At 44.3% G+C, this 18169-nt stretch carries 17 protein-coding genes and 3 tRNA genes; 11 read left to right on the forward strand and 9 right to left on the reverse strand.

All coding sequences use genetic code 11. The features are described from left to right. Positions 1–102 precede the first annotated feature (102 nt). Entirely contained in the window at positions 103–795 is a 693-nt protein-coding gene (locus P4S58_RS05960; RefSeq protein ID WP_112404035.1) for a DUF2726 domain-containing protein, read from the forward strand. A 13-nt stretch (positions 796–808) separates the two neighbouring features. Here the strand turns inward: P4S58_RS05960 and P4S58_RS05965 are convergent, their stop codons facing one another. Continuing rightward, on the reverse strand, positions 809–1861 hold the full coding sequence (locus tag P4S58_RS05965; RefSeq protein WP_042488671.1) for a GGDEF domain-containing protein: 1053 nt from the start codon (positions 1859–1861) through the stop codon (positions 809–811). 290 nt (positions 1862–2151) lie between these two features. Here P4S58_RS05965 and P4S58_RS05970 point away from each other — a divergent pair. The 3 genes from P4S58_RS05970 to P4S58_RS05980 all read left to right on the forward strand — a co-directional run bounded on the left by P4S58_RS05970 (position 2152) and on the right by P4S58_RS05980 (position 2443). Beyond that, positions 2152–2228: transfer RNA gene (locus P4S58_RS05970), tRNA-Val, on the forward strand. Positions 2229–2263: 35 nt separating this feature from the next. Continuing rightward, positions 2264–2340: transfer RNA gene (locus P4S58_RS05975), tRNA-Val, on the forward strand. A gap of 26 nt (positions 2341–2366) precedes the next feature. After that, positions 2367–2443, forward strand: a tRNA-Val gene (locus P4S58_RS05980). Between the two features lie 700 nt (positions 2444–3143). Here P4S58_RS05980 and P4S58_RS05985 read toward each other — a convergent pair. Next, complete coding sequence (locus P4S58_RS05985; RefSeq protein WP_237292771.1) at positions 3144–3911, reverse strand: phytanoyl-CoA dioxygenase family protein; 768 nt, start codon at positions 3909–3911, stop codon at positions 3144–3146. Positions 3912–4157: 246 nt separating this feature from the next. Here P4S58_RS05985 and P4S58_RS05990 point away from each other — a divergent pair, with 246 nt between their 5' ends. Further along, on the forward strand, positions 4158–4439 hold the full coding sequence (locus P4S58_RS05990) for a hypothetical protein (RefSeq protein ID WP_337163158.1): 282 nt from the start codon (positions 4158–4160) through the stop codon (positions 4437–4439). Further along, entirely contained in the window at positions 4412–5026 is a 615-nt protein-coding gene (locus P4S58_RS05995; protein ID WP_337163160.1) for a helix-turn-helix transcriptional regulator, read from the forward strand. The genes P4S58_RS05990 and P4S58_RS05995 overlap by 28 nt, the downstream gene beginning before the upstream one ends. On the opposite strand, the gene P4S58_RS06000 is transcribed toward P4S58_RS05995, so the two are convergent. The 7 genes from P4S58_RS06000 to P4S58_RS06030 form a co-directional block, all read right to left on the reverse strand. Further along, positions 4998–5357, reverse strand: coding sequence for a PTS fructose transporter subunit IIB (locus tag P4S58_RS06000; RefSeq protein WP_443089008.1), 360 nt, complete (start codon positions 5355–5357; stop codon positions 4998–5000). The two genes, P4S58_RS05995 and P4S58_RS06000, sit on opposite strands and share 29 nt — an antisense overlap. Positions 5358–5509: 152 nt before the next feature. Beyond that, complete coding sequence (locus P4S58_RS06005; RefSeq protein ID WP_337163161.1) at positions 5510–6187, reverse strand: fructose-6-phosphate aldolase; 678 nt, start codon at positions 6185–6187, stop codon at positions 5510–5512. A gap of 50 nt (positions 6188–6237) precedes the next feature. Continuing rightward, positions 6238–7095: an SDR family oxidoreductase gene (locus P4S58_RS06010; protein ID WP_337163162.1), complete on the reverse strand. Its 858-nt coding sequence runs from the start codon at positions 7093–7095 to the stop codon at positions 6238–6240. A 2-nt stretch (positions 7096–7097) separates the two neighbouring features. Beyond that, on the reverse strand, positions 7098–7976 hold the full coding sequence (locus tag P4S58_RS06015; protein WP_337163163.1) for a [formate-C-acetyltransferase]-activating enzyme: 879 nt from the start codon (positions 7974–7976) through the stop codon (positions 7098–7100). Then, on the reverse strand, positions 7942–10242 hold the full coding sequence (locus P4S58_RS06020) for a formate C-acetyltransferase (RefSeq protein WP_337163165.1): 2301 nt from the start codon (positions 10240–10242) through the stop codon (positions 7942–7944). Before P4S58_RS06020 ends, P4S58_RS06015 begins: the two co-directional genes overlap by 35 nt. Positions 10243–10432: 190 nt before the next feature. Next, positions 10433–10756 carry a PTS fructose-like transporter subunit IIB gene (locus P4S58_RS06025; RefSeq protein ID WP_337163167.1) on the reverse strand — a complete coding sequence of 108 codons (324 nt, stop codon included), beginning with the start codon at positions 10754–10756 and terminating at the stop codon, positions 10433–10435. 85 nt (positions 10757–10841) lie between these two features. Continuing rightward, positions 10842–11915 (reverse strand): PTS fructose transporter subunit EIIC, encoded by a 1074-nt coding sequence (locus P4S58_RS06030; RefSeq protein WP_337163169.1) that lies wholly within the window; start codon positions 11913–11915, stop codon positions 10842–10844. Between the two features lie 439 nt (positions 11916–12354). Here P4S58_RS06030 and ptsP point away from each other — a divergent pair, with 439 nt between their 5' ends. From ptsP to pfkB, 5 genes are all read left to right on the forward strand, one after another. Beyond that, positions 12355–14865, forward strand: coding sequence for a phosphoenolpyruvate--protein phosphotransferase (gene ptsP / locus P4S58_RS06035; protein ID WP_337163171.1), 2511 nt, complete (start codon positions 12355–12357; stop codon positions 14863–14865). A gap of 70 nt (positions 14866–14935) precedes the next feature. Next, positions 14936–15991 carry an oxidoreductase gene (locus P4S58_RS06040; RefSeq protein WP_337163173.1) on the forward strand — a complete coding sequence of 352 codons (1056 nt, stop codon included), beginning with the start codon at positions 14936–14938 and terminating at the stop codon, positions 15989–15991. Further along, the gene (locus P4S58_RS06045; protein WP_337163174.1) at positions 15976–16446 is read left to right on the forward strand and encodes a heme-degrading domain-containing protein; all 471 of its coding nucleotides are present in this window, start codon (positions 15976–15978) and stop codon (positions 16444–16446) included. Before P4S58_RS06040 ends, P4S58_RS06045 begins: the two co-directional genes overlap by 16 nt. Positions 16447–16448: 2 nt before the next feature. After that, positions 16449–17042, forward strand: coding sequence for a KpsF/GutQ family sugar-phosphate isomerase (locus tag P4S58_RS06050; RefSeq protein ID WP_337163175.1), 594 nt, complete (start codon positions 16449–16451; stop codon positions 17040–17042). A 184-nt stretch (positions 17043–17226) separates the two neighbouring features. Continuing rightward, positions 17227–18168: a 1-phosphofructokinase gene (pfkB, locus tag P4S58_RS06055; protein ID WP_237292752.1), complete on the forward strand. Its 942-nt coding sequence runs from the start codon at positions 17227–17229 to the stop codon at positions 18166–18168. Position 18169 lies beyond the last annotated feature (1 nt).

Consider the following 18169-nt stretch of genomic DNA (forward strand, 5'->3'; position numbering starts at 1 on the left):
TCAACATCTCTCAAAAGTAACCATCAGTACTGGTTTTTCTACATAACTTCGGTTATGAATTAACGTGTTAGCGTCGTTTAGCTTAGGAGTCGGCTTTTTATCATGACCAACATTTTTATTGTTGTTGCCATTTTAGTTTTGTTTTTCTATATCATTCAGAAAACAGTTACTCGTCGTGACGAAACAAAAGACTTTGCATACAAGTCAAAGGGTGCAGCCCTGAATATGACTGAAAGTGCTTTTTATAACGCTCTGAAGACGGCAGTAGGTGATCATGGTGTAGTGCTAGCAAAAGTGAGTATGGCGAATCTTGTTACCCCTACAAAAACCAATAATAAGAAAGAGTGGTTTATCGCCTACAACCGAATTGCGAAAAGTTATTTTGACTTTGTTGTTTGTGATGCTCGTACATTAGAGCCAAGAGTGATCATTGAACTTGATGACGGGAAGGAACTGAAAAAAGGCAAAGTTGAACGTGAAAAATTGCTTATTCACGTATGCAAATCCGCCAACATCCCACTGATTGGCACTAATGTGAAACTGAGTTACCAAGTAAGTAAACTGAGACGTTTGCTCGCTGCACATATCGACCTTATTGAATCAGATAAAGAAGTACGATTCTGTAAACGCTGTGGTAGTCCTATGGTGATAAAAACCGCTAGCCAAGGTGATTTCAAAGGGCGTCGATTCTTTACTTGCAGCCGTCAGCCACACTGCACATACACAGAAAACTACAACGTGGTGTTTGAGCAGGACAACTTTGATGACGACCCAAATATAGAGCGCCTAAACTAAGTTGATTTAATGGTTAACAGGTGCTGGTATCTTCTGTGAGATCTTTTGAAGCGCGACTCAAACGGACTTGATTACGTCCGTTTTCTTTTGCTTTATAGAGCTGAAGATCTGCGAGCTTCAAGAGATCACTGAGTTTGTCTCCGTCACTATATTCGCAGATGCCCACACTGAGTGTAATGTGTATTCTTTTATCACCAAAAGCGAACAAGTGTTGGCTCATCATTGAGCGGACTCGCTCTCCAACTTGCTCTGCTAGTTCAATCGGATGATCAAAAAGAGTAACGCAGAACTCCTCGCCGCCAATCCGATAAAGATTATCGTCACCGACCACTTGGCAAAGCAGGCGGGTGGTTTCCATCAATACTTTGTCACCAGCATCATGGCCATATTGGTCATTCACTTTCTTGAAATAGTCCAAATCAATAAAAAGCAGACAAAGTGTTGTTTCATCGTCTTTATGAGTTTCAAAGTGCTTAAATGTCGAAGTCAGGGATAAGCGGTTGTGAGCTCCGGTTAATGAGTCTCGAGATGCTAGATAAGTAAGTGAATTTTCAATGTTTCTTCGGTTGAACTCGTAGATGTGAGCAATGATCCATATGCACACGTAACATGCAATAAGGTTGGTAAAAGTCGGAAGTGCTTGCAAAACTTGGTTCGAGTCTACTTTGTGGTAAATGCTAGTTAGGTGAATAAGAAGCACAGCAAAACAGAAAGCTCGTCCTTGTTTTATCCCCAATAGAGAATAAAAGAAAATAGGGAACAACATTGTCCATACATAAGTACCATGTTCAATCGGCTGGGTATAAATAGAAGTAGATGCCACAAAGGTAAATAAGTAGACGAAGATTTGGATGTGATGCTTTTTATGCTTGTTTTTCTTAGCTAATTGATAAGCATAAAAAGAGTATCCCCCCAAAATGAGATCTAGCCCTGAGTGAAAATATTTACCAGTCACATGGAAGTGAAAAACCGCAAAACAAAGTGCAATAACAGACATGAAAAGGCTGACTCCCGTTAAGACGGAAGCTCGTAGAGTGTGTGAGTTATCGAAAATATGAACGTCCATTCACTACTTTGATATCGGTTGTTATTGGCTATTTTTGGGTAAATTCAATATTACGTTTTTAGAGTAATCAATCAATCAGTATTTTGGGTCGGTGTCACAAAATTAAAGAGAAGTGGTTTACGAGCGTCTTATTAATAAGAAGCTATTTAGCGCGTATTAAGAGAGACTTTATAAGCACGGATAAAAAAACACCAAACTGTCTATAGAAGAGCCAATTAGTTCAAAAACATAGAAATTGCACTTGCATGCCTCAGGTTCAGTCGCTAATATCGCTTTCGTTCTAAAGCAGTGCGTCCGTAGCTCAGTTGGTTAGAGTATCGCCTTGACATGGCGGGGGTCGGTGGTTCGAGTCCACTCGGACGCACCATTCTTAATCATTAAGAACAATAGAACACAGAATTTGGGTCTATAGCTCAGTTGGTTAGAGTACTACCTTGACATGGTAGGGGTCGGCAGTTCGAGTCTGCCTAGACCCACCATAAAAATTGAATATATATGTAAATTTGGGTCCGTAGCTCAGTTGGTTAGAGTATCGCCTTGACATGGCGGAGGTCGGCGATTCGAGTTCGCCCGGACCCACCAAATTTATCAATAAAACCCGCACATTAGCGGGTTTTATTGTTTCTGAAGCCTGTAAAGTATACTTGTACATTCTCTGTTATTTCTCTTCTTTTACTCAAATATTTATTCTGTTTTATTCACATAAATTTTGCTGACTCATATTTTGTAGGGCACGGATGGTCACAATTGTGACCAACTGGTGACCACGCAAATTTTTGAGACCGAAAATTTAGTCTAATCTAGTAAGGACTGGATTTTGTTTGACTGAACAATTTGCAGCTTAAGATCCCAAGTCAACATAATATGTGGAATGGAGCTTTAGCGAGAGATGAAGCTCTGGTTGACTTTGTATCGTCTACTATTAAAGAGTAATTTCTACGAAGTTCAGTCAATATCTATTGAGGCTTATTGAAGTTATAATACGCATTAATATTCAGTAGGTGTGAATTAAAATCAACTCATTCTGTGTGATCTAGATTCTTGTGTATTGGTTCGTTCGGCGGTTTACCCCAGATTGTGCGGCTTTACGCGAAAATACGTCCATCCACGATTCTGCTAGGGGTGAATGTCTGGGGTGTCAATATTGAACAATTCTTGCCAAGAAGTAACGTTCTCCCATTTATTACTATTAATGACGTTGTTTGCTTTATATACTGATATATTATGTTTCACTATTTCAATAGGTTAGCCATTCATGTTGAACAGCTAACTTTTGGTTTGATTACTCTACATCTAGTAGCCATTTTTGAGCTGGAGTTAGGCGGCTGGCAGTATGCTCAGTAAGCCATTTTTGTTGATCTTGTTGCGCGACATCGTCACGATCGATATAGAGGCCGTGAAGCACACGACGGCGCGTTCCTGCGTAGTTAATAGTGCCGCCATGCCAAGTGTGAGCGTTGAAAATCATCACACTGCCAGCCGGACACTCCAAATAGATTTCATCAGGGTGCGCGCCTTCAACATCAGCTAAAACCTCTTCAGGCAATTCTGGACGTAAATGAGTACTGGGGATAATTCGAGGCGCACCATTCTCACGGGTTAGGTCGTCAATCGCCCAAATTGAGTTAACTAGGTGGACTTTAGGGAAATCTGGACGCGGCTTTTTCCAGTCTGCATGAAGCGGTTGATGGCCACAGTCTGGATGAGCCTCTCGTGCGTTGAGGCTAGATATCTTAAAAGCGCCACCAAAGATGTGTTTACAAGCGGAGAGAACAAGCGGGTGTGCCCATACCTTTTCCCATACTGTGCCTTTGTTTATCAGGTTGGCGACTCTTGTTACACCTTCTTCTTGGTGATGTTCGATCGCCAAGTTCTTCCCTTCTCGTTCAACAAGCATGTCGATGGTGCGGCGTATCTCTTCTAGCCAATCTTTATCGACAACATTGTGAATTACTGTAAAACCTTGGGTGTCTAGTTCATGAATCATCTGAGGGGATAGTTCAAGATCTGCACCAAGAGCATTTAAATGAGTTTGAGCGATTTGTGTCATGGAGGGTACCTTTTGATATTATTTTAGTGCTGACATTAACAGCCAAAATAATGGACATTAGATGTTTTATAAGTAGGGGAATTGTTCGAAATACTGGATATTTGTTGACTATAAAGTGAAGTGTGATTTAGTGCATATCTTTAACGTGATTGCTCACATATTTTCTTGCAGGTTAATAACTATAATGTTTTAAGGAGTAATCTTCCGTAACTTTGGTATGGTTAAAACTCATACAGATAATCAAACATGCTAGACAAAACATATTTATTAGAAGCGCTTGAATATTATGCAAACCAGACTGAAGCTATTAGTGATGTCTACTTTGCTGGTAATCTACCCTCACCTCCGCCATTAGCTTATCAAGTTCACTTTCCTCGCTTAGAAATGGTTCTGGTGGGAGAGTTGGATATGGAAGTAGGTAATAGTATGGGGATAGACACGCAATACACACTAAAGCAGGGGGAGTATTGTACTTACCTGCAGAAAGTTGGAATAAGCCGATGTGGAATAAACCTGTCGTCACTCTAACTGTGATGGCGGGTAAGCAGAGTTTTGGTATGAGTTTACTTAGCTGGGATGGAGGGCAGTTTGACTCTGCGATTAAGGAAAATGTCCTTCGTCGTGGCCCGCGAATCGGTGCGTTTATTCTTAATGCGATTGAAGAACTGATCAAACAGCCAGAGAGTCAAGGAACAAAACGCTTGTTGGTAGGGGCGTTAGTTAGTCATATTCTCGATTTGATTGAGCGACCAGTTGAAACACCGTCTAAAAGCCATGCATTGTTTGAAGCGGTGAGGGATCATCTTGAGCAGCATTATCACGAGCCTTTAACACGCGAATCAGTTGCTCAGCATTTTTATGTGTCACCGAACTATTTGTCTCAGTTGTTTCAGAAAGAGGGGCAACTTAAATTCAACGAATATTTAAACCATGTACGTTTGGAGCGCTCAAAATACTTATTGATTGAATACGATATGAAAGTGAAAGAGGTAGCGCATCGCTGCGGCTTTAAGGATAGTAACTATTTTTGTCGCGTGTTTAGAAACCAAACTGCACGCTCTCCGTCGGAGTATCGCGCGCAGTATCTTAGTTCAAGTGCAACGTCAGCAGACTAGAGAATGAGCTCTGCATTAGGTGGCGCGTTGCGTATTTTTTTATAGCTTGAAGTACTTCTTCGCTATTTCTTAAAAAATGCGCAATGGAACAACGCACAATTCGCGTTTGACTGAATCGCTCAACACCGTCAATATTGATATCGGCAATAATGACCGCAACATCAGCTTCTGCGATATCAGACTCTTCAAGTTGGTTCTCGCTCCCCAGCGCTCCTTGGGTTTCAACTGAGATTTTATATCCCGCTTTTTTACAGGCTTTCTCTAGTGCTTCGGCAGCCATGTAGGTGTGTGCTACGCCACTGATGCACGCAGTAACTCCAACGATTTTCATAATGCGGTCTTTTATTAGTTATACCAATCGAGATAAATACCTGATTAGTATTATATGTTAATGCCCAACGATTGTAATATCATTGGGCATGCGATTGGTTTCAATTTGTGTGTTTTATAATCCAGTGACCAAAAAATAAGGACGCGATCACATTATAGTACATCTAGCACCGTGGTATCTTTCCCATAAACACCTTCCCAATCAGCAATAAAGCCTGCGACGCCAGAGTCTGTCAGTGGATGCACCAACAGTTGTTCAAATACATCTGGCGCAATCGTTACTGAGTGTGCGCCTACTAGAGATAATTGATGAACTTGCTGCACGTTTTTAAATGATGCACCGAGAACCTTAGCATCCAAGTTATAAGTGTCGATCAGTGCCACCATCTCAGCCGCAACATTCACACCATCGCTACAGATGTTATCTAGACGGTTTACGTAAGGGGCTAGAAACTCTGCGCCAGCCACTGCTGCCATTAATGCTTGCTGAGGAGTAAGGATAGCCGTTGCGGTAATACGGATGCCTTCTGCGTGGATAAGTTTCATCGCTTTGATGCCCTGAGGCGTTGCTGGCACTTTTACGATGATGTTGTTATCAAATGCTTTTAGAGCTTTAGCTTCTTCAAGCATTGTCTCTGCGTCTTTACCCATCACTTGGGCATGTAGCATACGCTCTTCACCAATACACTCACGGATATCCAATAGGATCTCTTTAAGGGGGCGGTTCTCTTTAGCTATAATGGATGGGTTGGTCGTTACCCCTGCCAGTGGGTAAAGATCTACCGCTTTGCGAATTGCGTTAAGGTCTGCGGTATCTAGCATGTAAATCATGGTATTGCTCCTAAATTGGGCTAGGCTACGCCCCGCGTAGCTAAACAAATTTAAATAAAGTGGAATTCTTTCAGACACTTGGTAATGGCATCTTTACTTTCAGTAAATACCACCCCTTGGGCGGCGAGTTTGCTTGTGTCTAAGCGTACATCGCGTGTTTTTGGTGCATCTGCTGCTTCTAATAGTTCATTTAGACGCTCTTGTTGGCCTAATTCTATGAGAATATGCTCTGCAATCTCATATCGGCTTGCTGGGTTATGTGCTCCTGTGTGGTAGGTACCGTAAGGAATAGTGAAAATTTTCGGGAACTGTTCGATAAGCTCGTGAACGTAAGTTAGACCACGGAATTCATTGCGACGCTCTTGCATCACCTGTCCGTTAACTAGCGCTTGTAGTGTGTTCCAAACCACGTTCGGGTTGATGGTTGTGTTACGCTCAGGAAGGCCAAACAGCCAGGTAAAGCGCAGTACCCACATTTCGTCGAGAATACTTGCTAGCTCCTTCTCTGCCTCTAGCTTGTTCTGACCGTACACGGTATCTGGCACAGGTTGGTCAAATTCGTTGTATGGACCTTTCTCTGGGTTGCCGTTAAACACTTGCTCTGTGGAGATAAACACCAGCTTAGCACCATGTTCTTTACACGCTTTTGCTACGTTGATTGCGCCTTGAACATTGACCTTGTGTGCAACGTCAGGATGCTTGTTACAGAAGTCTGTCACCGCAATCGCCGCAGCGTGGATAACGTAATCTGGTTGGAAGTCAGCAAAAGTAGCGACAACCGCTTGATTGTCTGTGATATCGAGTTGTTCAACGTCTAGGCCAAGGATTTCAAACTCGCCTTGGTAGCGGTTGATAAAACGAGTACCGAAGAAGCCTTTTGCGCCAGTAATGAGTATTTTCTTAATCATGTTTATCCTCCAATGATGACGTGGTAGCCTTTTGCCGCAACGTGTTGGCGTATGCTTTCCACCTCTGATTTACTCGGAACCGGAACGTCTTCGAGTAGATACTCCATGCCCAAGGTTTGGTATTTGTTTGCGCCATATTGATGAAATGGCAGTAAATGAATTTCTCTAAGTTTGAACGGGCGCAAGAAGTTGATCACCCGGTCTGTGTTAGTTAGGTCTAAGGTGTAACCTGGGATGAGGGGTAGGCGAGGGATGACGTTCGTTCCTTGCTCTACCAATTGGCGGAAGTTGTCTAAAACCAGTTCCAGATTAATCCCAATTACGGTTTTGGCCCGTTGTGGATCCATGATTTTAAAATCAAACAGCACTTCATCGCACAACTGACCAATTTTGAGTAGTTGCTTGGTGTTACCGTGCCCCGAGGTTTCAATCGCGGTTCTAAATCCCATCGCCTTGAGTTTGCTGAGTAACTCAATAGCAAACTTAGGCTGAGTTAACACCTCACCACCTGATAAAGTAATTCCGCCATTTGAAGTGTTGAAGAACACGTCATCCTTGGTCACTTCAGCAACAACTTCATCTAAGGTCATATCTGTGCCGACTTGCTCCCAAGCGCCACTTGGACACTCATCGACATCCATGGCACAGGTTTCACAATCTATGCACTTGGATTCTCGGCGCAGGTATGTGGTGCGGTGCGAACGCGACTCAGGATTAGCACACCATGGGCAGCTTAATGGGCAGCCTTTAAAGAACACTACGGTACGGATACCAGTGCCGTCGTGCAGCGAGTAGCGCTGGATGTTGAATATCCGGGCACTGCTCGCTTGATCTTTTGGTGCTGAATTACAGCTCATGTGCGGTTCTGCTAATGATGTCATCTTGAATCTCTTTCGATAATTCAACAAAGAATGCGCTGTAGCCTGCGACACGAACGACCAGCCCTGCGTAATCTTCAGGTTTTTGCTGCGCTTTCTTCAGCGTTTCCGCATTGAGGACGTTGAACTGAACGTGTTGGAGTTTTAGCTTCATAAACGCGCGCAAGAAGTCAGACAGTTTGCTTAGTCCAGATTGGCCTTCTAGGGTTGCAGGTGTGAACTTAACGTTGAGTAGGCTACCGTTCGAAAGGAGGTAATTGTCTAGCTTGCTTACTGATTTAAGTACCGCTGTAGGGCCAAGTTGATCTTTACCCAGCATAGGTGACAGGCCACCATCTGCCAGTTGTTCTCCAGCTAAACGACCATCTGCAGTTGCGCCAACAACAGCACCTAGCGGTACGTGCGCTGAAACGGTGTAAGAGCCCGGAGTAAACTGACCACCACGCGGATTATCATACTTCTCTACCTCTTTACAGAACAGGCGTAGAAGCTCAGAACCTAGGTTGTCGACCTCATCAATATCGTTGCCGTATTTCTCATATTTGTTCATTAGGCGAGTGCGAATCTTGTCACCTTCAGGAACATCGAAGTTGGCGTTTAGTACGTCGATAAATTGAGCAAAACTCAGACGCTGCTCTTCAAAAACGAAGCGTTTTAGCGCTTGTAGTGAGTCTGATAGGTTGGCAATACCGATACCTTGCACACCAGAGAAGTTATAGCGAGCACCGCCGTAAGTGATGTCTTTGCCGTTCTTGATACAGTCGCTAATAAACGATGACAGTAGAGGAACTGGAGCCCAGTCACGGTGACCAACATCACAGATGTTCGAGCCTTCGACCATTAGTTTTATGTAGTGTTTGATGTCATTGCGAATTTGTTCAACCAAGTTATCAAAGCTGATATCTGGATTGTTTTGATTGCGCAGCATGGTTAGTTCCATCACTTTGAGCAGATTGAACATAGCGATATCATGCAGGCCATAAGTCTTGCCTGGTATAGAGAGCTCAACACAACCCACTACCGAGTAATCTCGCGCGTCTTCGAGTGAAACTCCACGGTTAAGGAACGCTGGAACCACGACCTCGTCGTTGAATATTTGCGGGATACCTGTGCCAAGACGAATGGTTTCCGCAGTTTTCATTAAGAAGCTGCGATCAATGAATTCGTTGACGCGAACACCTAAGTTTGGCTGTGGAAGCTGCACGCTTTGATACGCGTCTAAACATAGGCTAGATAGAGTGTTAACCGCACTTTTACCTGTGTCAGTCAGTCCGCCAAGTAAGATGGTGTAACCGGTAGGGAAACCTGCGAAGAACTTAGCACTGCCGGAAGAGCGCAGAAGTACGATATCGTTGGTTTTAATCCATAGACTTTCTAATAACTCTTTCAGGAACGCCGGAGATTCTCCAGCATCAATAGACGCTTGATAGAACGGCATCATGTATTGATCAAAGCGACCTAAAGATAGCGAGCTTGCATTAGATTCGTATTGCAGAACAATGTTCATGTACCAAAATAGCTGACACGCCTCGTAGAAACCTTGCGGTTTATTAGTAGCGATCTTCCGAGAAATATTAGCGATTTTGACCAGCTCTGCTTTGCGCTCTGCATCCTCAATAGCTTCTGCCATGCTCTGCGCAAGATCAGCATAACGGTAGATATGGCGGATTGAGGCTTCTAGCAATAGCACGACAGATTGATAGAACTCATTGTTTGGGTTACTTAACGCTAGGCCCTGCATTTCATCCAGTAACGAACCTAAGCCGTGTTCTAGTAAGCGTTCAAAGTCGATGATGATGTGGCCTTGGCCTTTATCTGTCTGGTTGACACTAAAGATTTTTTGTGCAACGGCATCTTTGACTTCGGATGGGATTTGCGCGTTGATGAAATCTTTCATTGAGCGTTCTGACCAGTAAGCCAGTAGCTCCTCACGGTAAACGGCTTTATCTTGTTCTGAGATAAAAAACTTATCTTGAGGGCGAGTAGCGAATATATCGAGCTCTTTCTCAATCCAGTAAGGGTCCATCTCTGGAGAGATAATACCTGCACGTGCTTTTACTGTGCGGTTGCCAGCAATCAACTCATGTTCGCGAATAGAAATTTCGACATTGTCGAGAACGTGGGCGGTGGCTTTTGCACGACGAATTAGCGTGTGTTCACCTTCTGTCGTTTTATGGCTTTCTGTGTAAAGTAATGCGCGTTCAAGGGATATTTCACGTTGTGATTCAAACAGCGCTGACTTAAGGCGTTCAATTCTTGGGGTGCTCATTTGCTTGGCTCCTTGCATTACCAGTAATACGGTTGTAGAGCGTTTTGGTGTTTTGAACACTTATAACAAAGTTGACGTGTGTGGATTTTTCTGGTGCGGTCACTTTGCTATCACTACTCATTGGTTTTTAGGCGCCCCCCTCTAAGGAGGAGGGGAGCGATTCTATAGGTGTGATATTCTTATTGCTGTCTTAAGCCGTTACATTTGAAAGATGAGCTTCAATCTTATCCATTACTGCTGCTGCTCTCTTAACTGCATCGCTGACACCAATACTGACCACAGTTTTGCCTTCAAAACGTTCCCTATTTTTGATGTCGATGTCTTTTGTAAGGATAACGATGTCAGCGGCTTCAATTGCTGCGGCAGTCAGCTCGTTTTCGATCCCAATTGAGCCTTGAGTTTCCACTTCACATGTCCAACCTTTGGCTTTTGCTGCTGCGTCGATCGCCTCTGCTGCCATGTACGTATGAGCTACACCTGATGGGCATGCTGTTACTGCTACGATAATAGTCATAATTTAATTCCTTAACATTAAGTTTGGGGGGCAAGGCGCCAAGTGATAGCGAGCACGCCTTGCTTATTTTGATAGGTCTTAGTGATTAACCGATTTTGATATCTAAGTCTAAGTCGTCGGACTTTTCGTTGGTTTTCTCAAGCACCGGGCGACGTGCCTTTAGAAAGTTAACCATTAGTGCTGTGACGATTGAGCCAACAGCTAGGGCAGCAATAAATCCGACGCGACCTTCAACAACTGGTAAAACAATTAGCCCACCCCAAGCTGCGTAGCTCTCTACACCGATTGTTGCCGCAGTTACTGCACCAGCCGCTGTACCGATCATGATCGATGGGATAACACGAAGTGGGTCACCTGCTGCGAATGGGATAGCCCCTTCAGTGATACCCATAGTACCCATTAGGATTGATGCACGCCCTGCTTCTTGCTCGCTCGAGTCGTACAGTTTTTTATTGATAAAGGTTGCTAACCCCATTCCGATAGAAGGAACTGCTACTGCTACTGAAGAAATACCTGCTACGTTGTAGATTCCTTCACCGACACACAAGATGACGAATGCGTAAGCGACTTTGTTGACTGGACCACCCATATCGAAAGCGATCATACAGCCCATGATGATAGCGAGTACTACGATGCTTTCATTTTGCATGCTTTTTAGGAAGTCAGTTAGTGAAGCTGTTGCCGCACCAATTGGTTCACCAATACCCCATACAATAGCGCCCGCAGTGACGAAGGTACCAATTATTGGAATAACAAAGATAGGCATGATGGATCGAGCAAACGCGGGTACTTTTATCTTCTTCAAGTAGAAGACGACGATACCACCGAGTAGACCAGCGAAGATCGCCCCGAAGAAACCAGTGTTGTACATGTTAGCGCCAATAAAAGCAGCGATGGCAGAAGGTGCTAGCGCTGAACGGTCTGCGATGGAGTAGCCGATGTAAGCAGCTAGTATTGGTACCATTAATTGGAAACCTGCTACACCGATAAAGAACAGATCGTGCAACCATGTCCCATCTTCAGGAACGGCGCCTTCACCATACATCATAACTGACGCAGCAAGTAATATACCGCCAGCCACCACAAATGGGATCATATGAGATACACCAGTCATAAGATGTCTTCTGGTGTCCTTCAAAATTGTGATTAAATCATTCATAGACCTCTCCTTGGATTGGGTCAAATAGTATTTGTAGAATCTGTTTCACGTTGGTTTAGCAGCCCGAGCTTTGAGTCTAATATAGTGAGCATTTGTGCTGTCTAGTTAGAGGATTTTTATGCTATTTACTGGATAATTGTTAGAGTGGAGGAGAAGTTTGATCTCCATCTATATTTATATCTAGATTAGAGTTAGATAGTTCTTCTGCATTTTTAATGTTTAAAAACAATTGGTTATGTGTTTTATTTTTGATCTAATTATCATTTAAAGTGTTCTGGTTCACAAAAATGATAGTAAATTTGATTTCGTTCACACTTAGTTCTTGGTAATACAAAAATCCAGTAATTAGTATTTTTGTCCAATAGCTGGAGTGTGATGATTTGTTATTGTTGTTACATCAACTCGGGTCTATCGCCTAGTAGTACAAGGACAATATGTAATGAAAACTTTCTCTTTCTCTTGTGAACTACCAAATGGTGTTCACGCTCGTCCAGCGAGTCATGTCGAAGCGCTTTGCAACCAATTTTCTTCTGACGTTACTTGGCAAAATACACGCACAGGTATGAGTGGTAACGCGAAGAGCGTTCTCTCTCTTATTGGTACTGATACGCTTCTTGGTGATGAGTGCTTAATTACCATTGATGGTCAAGATGAAGAGTCTGCCATTAACCAACTTAAACAGTTCATCATTAACGAGTTCCCACACTGTGACGCACCGTTACAAAACAATGAGAGTGCTGACGATGCTGAACTAACACCGCTACCGCGTAACTTCTCTAATATAGAAGTAGCACATGAGCGAGGCCGTGCAGTGAGTGAAGGTATTGGTCGCGGTACTCTTACTATTATGGGTGCGGTAAACTTCGATAGTCTAGACAATCTTCCACCTGCGTTATCGCTCAGTGAAGAGCAACTGCAAATGCAAAATGGGTTGGAGTCAGTGATTAAGTCGATTTCAATTCAACTCAAAGCCGCTGAACATACCGAAGGGGAAGTGCTAAAAGCTCACCTTTCAATCGCTAAAGACGAACAGTTTCAGCAAACCATTACAGGTAACTTGAGTGAAGGTCAAAGCTGTGCAGATGCTATTATCGCGACAGCAAAACACTTTGGCGAGATGATGAAGAACTCGTCTAGCAGCTACATGCGTGAGCGTGAGTTAGACATTCGCGATGTTTGCTATCAACTACTGCAAAGCATCTATGGCGACGAGCGATTTGCTAGCCAAACTCAGCTTAATGAGCCAACAGTGTGTCTGGCTGAGGATTTAACGCCAAGTCAGTTCCTTGAGCTAGACAAATCTCTGCTTAAAGGGTTGATTCTATCTCATGGTGGTAGCACTTCGCACACTGTTATCTTGGCGCGCTCTTTCGCCATTCCAACGATTGTTGGTTTAGATGCGGCTAAGTTAAGTGAGTTTATGGGTAAGCAGGTGATTGTAGATGGTCACTTAGGTGCGGTAGTGACAGATATCACAGACCCTGTTGAGCGCTACTATGCGCAAGAGCAAAAAGTAAAAGAGATTGTTGCTACACGCCAAGCCAAATACTGTGACCTAGCAGCAGCAACGGCCGATGGCAAAGTGTTAGAAGTAGCAGCGAACATTGCTCACTCAGTGGAAGCGCCACAAGCCTTTGCTCACGGAGCGGAAGCGGTAGGTCTGTTCCGTACTGAAATGCTCTATATGGACAGAACATCTGCACCAGATGAGAACGAACTGTACAACATCTTCTGTCAGGCTTGTGAAGCGGCGAATGGCAAATCTATCATTATCCGTACCATTGATATTGGTGGCGATAAGCCAGTGGATTACCTCAATATCCCAGCTGAAAATAACCCATTCTTAGGTTACCGTGCGGTTCGTATCTACCCTGGGTTTATTGAGATGTTCAAAACTCAACTGCGTGCCATCTTACGCGCTTCGGCTCACGGTAACTTGAAGATTATGATACCAATGATCTCGTCAATGGAAGAGATCCTTTGGGTGAAGGATGTATTGGCGGAAGTGCGTCAAGAACTGCGCAAAGAGGCAGTGCCTTTTGCAGAGCGCGTGCCACTAGGCATTATGCTTGAAGTTCCTTCAGTCGCTTTCATCATCGACCAGTGTTGTGAAGAAATTGATTTCTTCTCTATCGGTTCAAACGACCTGACTCAGTACCTAATGGCTGTTGACCGCGACAACGCTAAGGTTTCCAAAAACTACAACAGCTTGAACCCTGCATTCTTGCGCACCCTTGACCATGTGGTACGTGAAGTGCATCGTCATGGCAAGTGGATTGGCTTGTGTGGCGAGCTAGGTGCGAAAGGCTCCGTACTACCACTATTGGTTGGCTTAGGTTTGGATGAAATCAGTATGAGCGCGCCAAGTATTGCTGCAACTAAAGAGCGAATTTCTAAGCTTGATAGCCGTGAATGTCGCCAACTACTTAACCGTGCGATGGATTGTCGCACTGTTCAGGAAGTTGAGCATGTTCTTGCTCAGTTCCGTATGACTCAAACAGAGGCGCCTATGGTGTCGAAAGACTGCATCAGCCTTGACCGAGATCTACGTAGTAGAGAAGAAGTGATTAAGACGCTTGCTGACAACTTGTTTATTACTGGCCGCTGTCGATACCCGAATAAACTGGCTGATGACTTGTGGGCTCGTGAGGATGTGTTCTCTACTGGGCTAGGCTTCGGATTTGCTATTCCTCATACCAAGAGTGAGCATATTGAGCAGTCTGCAATTAGCGTGTGCCGTTTAGCTAAACCTATTGCTTGGGGTGATGAAGAAGCACAGTTCATCATCATGCTAACTTTGAATAAACACGCTGCTGGTGACCAGCATATGAAGATTTTCTCTAAACTGGCGCGCAAAATTATGCATGCAGACTTTAGGGAGCAGTTAATGACTGCAATCAGTGATACTCAAGTTGAGGCGCTGTTAAAACAAGAGCTTGAGCTCGTATAAGTTACCCCCCGTTTATGCTTTTGGCTGTGGCGCTCTGCGGAATCACAGCCTTTTTTATAAGGACTATTTAATGGAAACGATTAAAGTCGGTTTAGTTGGCTTCGGTATTTCGGGGCAGTGTTTTCAAGCGCCAATTATCAGCGATTGCCCACAGTACGATCTTACTGCGGTTGTCTCTAGCAACGAAGAGAAAGTAAAAGCCCAACTTCCAAATGCAGAGGTTTATCCTAACCTCGAAACCATGCTTGAGCACGCCGACATCGAACTTGTCGTGGTCTCGACACCCAATCATTTGCATGTGCCGCAGGCTATGGCATCGATGCAAGCAGGTAAGCATGTGGTGGTAGAAAAGCCGTTTTCCGTGTCATACCAAGAGGGTAAAGCGCTGTTAGATATTCAGGCTACTTCGGGTATGGTGCTGACGGTTTATCAAAGCCGTCGTTTTGATGGCGACTTTATCACTATCAAAAAGCTGATTAGTGAAGGCAAGCTCGAAGGTATTCATACCTTTTATTCCAGCTACAACCGATATCGCCCAGAGGTGAAAGTTCGTTGGCGAGAGCAAGACGTCCCCGGTGCCGGCATTCTCTATGATTTAGGCGCACATTTAATCGATCAATCCATCGCGCTGTTTGGCACCCCAGATGAAGTGACAGGCATATTACGTAATCAAAGGCCGGGTGCAGTGGCTGTCGACCACTTTCATTTAGTGCTCCACTATCCGGAGCGCGAAGTGATTGTCCATGGCAACTGTTTGAGCACGACAGAAGGGCCAAGATTCCAGATTTTTGCCAACAATGGCAGCTTGATTAAATATGGCATGGATAGCCAAGAGGACTTCCTGCGCGAGAAGAAAGGACCGAGCACTCCAGGTTGGGGTAGCGAAAGCGAAGATCTTTATGGTCAGTATACAGATGTAAACGGCGTTCAGAGTCGTGTTACGACCGAGCTTGGGTGCTATCAAAACTTCTATCATCAATTGGCTAATGCTATTCGTCATGGTCATCCTGAGCCAGTTACAGCGCAAGAAGCTTTGAGTGTTATTGCAGTGATCGAAGCGGCTTATTTAAGTGCTAAAGAGAAGCGTCGCGTGAAATTACAGGAGCTACTATGGTTACCGATCTAAACCAACTGTTGGTGCAAGAAGCTGAACTGCAGTTTGAAGCGTTTAACAACCAAACTGCCTGGGAGCTGGGCAGTTTAATTAAAAGCCGTGCTGAGGAGAAACAGGTTAACGTGGCTATTGAGATCGTCCGTAACGGCCATCGCTTGTTTAGTTTTGCCATGCCTGATACGTCTCGTGACAATCAATGTTGGATTGAGCGTAAGCGCAATGTGGTCGACCGTTACGAGCATAGCTCATGGTATATGGGGCAATACTACAAGGAGAAAGGCAAAACTATTGACCAAGCATCCTTAGTGGATGCCAAAGAGTTTGCTCCCTACGGTGGTAGTTTTCCTTTGAGTATTCGAGGCGTAGGTGTGGTTGGCTCTATCTCTGTATCTGGCCTTCCTCAGTATGAAGATCACAAGTTAGTAGTAGATACCATTACTGAGTTTCTGGCAGGTGAAAGGGCATAACTATGGACATATTACAAAGGGCACGTGACGTAATTGCCCAAGAAGCGGCCGCTATTGCGAGTATCGAAGTTGATGATAACTACGAGAAGGTGGTAAAGCTAATCTTAGAGTGTGACAGTAAAGTCATTACCACTGGGATAGGTAAGGCGGGTTTGATTGCGAAAAAGATGGCTGCGACGTTGAGCTCTACGGGTAGCCCGGCTGTGTTCCTTCACGCTGCTGAAGCCGCCCATGGCGATCTCGGCATCGTCAATAGCAATGATATCCTTATTGCCTGTTCAACCAGTGGTAAATCACGTGAGGTGATTGAGATCTTAGAGCTAGCACGTCACCTTGGTGTCAGACACATCGTTGGTATTACCTCGCATCCAGATTCAGAGCTTAGAGAACATTGTGAATATGTGCTGAATATGGGACAGCACAAAGAGGCGTGTCACCTAAACTTAGCACCGACGACCACAATTGCCGTGATGCTGGCGATTTGTGATGCGATATCAATGTCTGTTTCAGAAGCGAAAGGGTTCACCAAACAAGAGTACGGCCTTAGGCATCACGGCGGCTACTTAGGAAGAGCCTCGCGAATCAACAATAATTGATTGCGTGACATCTCAATATTAGCAAGAACGCACATTTTTCTAGTTTATCGAACATCTAACCTACATATCGCGGCGCGTTGGTTATTTAAGCTTGTTTACAAATTCATAACAACTCGTGCTTTGGGGCACTTGCTCCCTGTGGTTGAAAAAACTAACCAAGTACATTCCATATGAGGAGGTCAATTTGAATACTACGAAATGGGTTAGCGTGACTCTAAATCCTGCTATAGACCTGTCTGCGGAAGCGGACAATTTTTCGGTTAATCAAGTTAATATAGTCAAAGAGCAGCACAGCTACGCTGCTGGCAAAGGGATAAATGTCGCTAAGGTGATGTCAGATCTTGGTGCATCAGTCACTTTGACAGGGTTCCTTGGCCACAACAATCAAGAGTTATTCGATAAGATGTTTGACGCTAGTGGGCTAGATGCGCAGTTTGTTAGCGTGGATGGCACCAACCGAACCAATATCAAAGTCCACGCTCGTAACGGAGAAACAACCGACATTAATTTTGGTGGCTTTTCCGTACAGCCTAATCATATCGAACGGCTTCATCGCAAGCTTTTAGAACTTGCGTACGACCATGAAGGTTTTATTTTTGCCGGTAGCCTGCCTGAAAATATTGATGAAAACGTAGTTACAAGTTGGATGCGAGAGCTAAAACAGCTCGGAAAAAAGGTCGTTCTTGATAGCAGTAAAGCCATGCTGAAAGCCGGTGTTTCTGTTCAGCCTTGGTTGATTAAGCCCAACGAAACAGAAGCTTCTGAACTTCTTGGCCGCGCAGTAGGCTCTATCGAAGATGGCGTCACTGCCGCTCAAGAGTTAGTAAAGCTTGGCATTGATAATGTTCTTATTTCAATGGGTGAGAAAGGTGTAATTTGGGCGACTGAAACAGAAGTATTAGTTTCGACGCCTCCGACGGTTAAACCTGTCAGCACCGTTGGGGCGGGTGACTCTGTGGTCGCAGCATTCTGTTGGGCGAGTCAGTTTGACAATCCCTACAGGCAGATTGCCAGTGCGACAGCGATAGGAGCTTTGGCGGTATCTCAAGTGGGGGTTGGCGTTGCCTCAATTAATTTACTTGATGAAATGCTCAAGCAAGTTCTTGTTCAGCGGTATGTGATTTAAA

Source organism: Vibrio sp. Hal054, assembly GCF_037162405.1.
In the GTDB taxonomy this organism is placed as follows: domain Bacteria; phylum Pseudomonadota; class Gammaproteobacteria; order Enterobacterales; family Vibrionaceae; genus Vibrio; species Vibrio diazotrophicus.

What these genes read in the sequence shown, in the direction of transcription:
- P4S58_RS06005 (WP_337163161.1), bottom strand. Translation starts at nt 6,187, where the DNA reads ATGATTTACATGCTAGATACCGCAGACCTTAACGCAATTCGCAAAGCG.
- P4S58_RS06045 (WP_337163174.1), top strand. Translation starts at nt 15,976, where the DNA reads ATGGTTACCGATCTAAACCAACTGTTGGTGCAAGAAGCTGAACTGCAG.
- P4S58_RS05990 (WP_337163158.1), top strand. Translation starts at nt 4,158, where the DNA reads ATGCTAGACAAAACATATTTATTAGAAGCGCTTGAATATTATGCAAAC.
- P4S58_RS06050 (WP_337163175.1), top strand. Translation starts at nt 16,449, where the DNA reads ATGGACATATTACAAAGGGCACGTGACGTAATTGCCCAAGAAGCGGCC.
- ptsP (WP_337163171.1), top strand. Translation starts at nt 12,355, where the DNA reads ATGAAAACTTTCTCTTTCTCTTGTGAACTACCAAATGGTGTTCACGCT.
- P4S58_RS06040 (WP_337163173.1), top strand. Translation starts at nt 14,936, where the DNA reads ATGGAAACGATTAAAGTCGGTTTAGTTGGCTTCGGTATTTCGGGGCAG.
- P4S58_RS05985 (WP_237292771.1), bottom strand. Translation starts at nt 3,911, where the DNA reads ATGACACAAATCGCTCAAACTCATTTAAATGCTCTTGGTGCAGATCTT.
- P4S58_RS06010 (WP_337163162.1), bottom strand. Translation starts at nt 7,095, where the DNA reads ATGATTAAGAAAATACTCATTACTGGCGCAAAAGGCTTCTTCGGTACT.
- P4S58_RS06030 (WP_337163169.1), bottom strand. Translation starts at nt 11,915, where the DNA reads ATGAATGATTTAATCACAATTTTGAAGGACACCAGAAGACATCTTATG.
- P4S58_RS05965 (WP_042488671.1), bottom strand. Translation starts at nt 1,861, where the DNA reads ATGGACGTTCATATTTTCGATAACTCACACACTCTACGAGCTTCCGTC.
- P4S58_RS05960 (WP_112404035.1), top strand. Translation starts at nt 103, where the DNA reads ATGACCAACATTTTTATTGTTGTTGCCATTTTAGTTTTGTTTTTCTAT.
- P4S58_RS06015 (WP_337163163.1), bottom strand. Translation starts at nt 7,976, where the DNA reads ATGACATCATTAGCAGAACCGCACATGAGCTGTAATTCAGCACCAAAA.
- P4S58_RS05995 (WP_337163160.1), top strand. Translation starts at nt 4,412, where the DNA reads ATGTGGAATAAACCTGTCGTCACTCTAACTGTGATGGCGGGTAAGCAG.
- P4S58_RS06000 (WP_443089008.1), bottom strand. Translation starts at nt 5,357, where the DNA reads ATGAAAATCGTTGGAGTTACTGCGTGCATCAGTGGCGTAGCACACACC.
- P4S58_RS06020 (WP_337163165.1), bottom strand. Translation starts at nt 10,242, where the DNA reads ATGAGCACCCCAAGAATTGAACGCCTTAAGTCAGCGCTGTTTGAATCA.
- P4S58_RS06025 (WP_337163167.1), bottom strand. Translation starts at nt 10,756, where the DNA reads ATGACTATTATCGTAGCAGTAACAGCATGCCCATCAGGTGTAGCTCAT.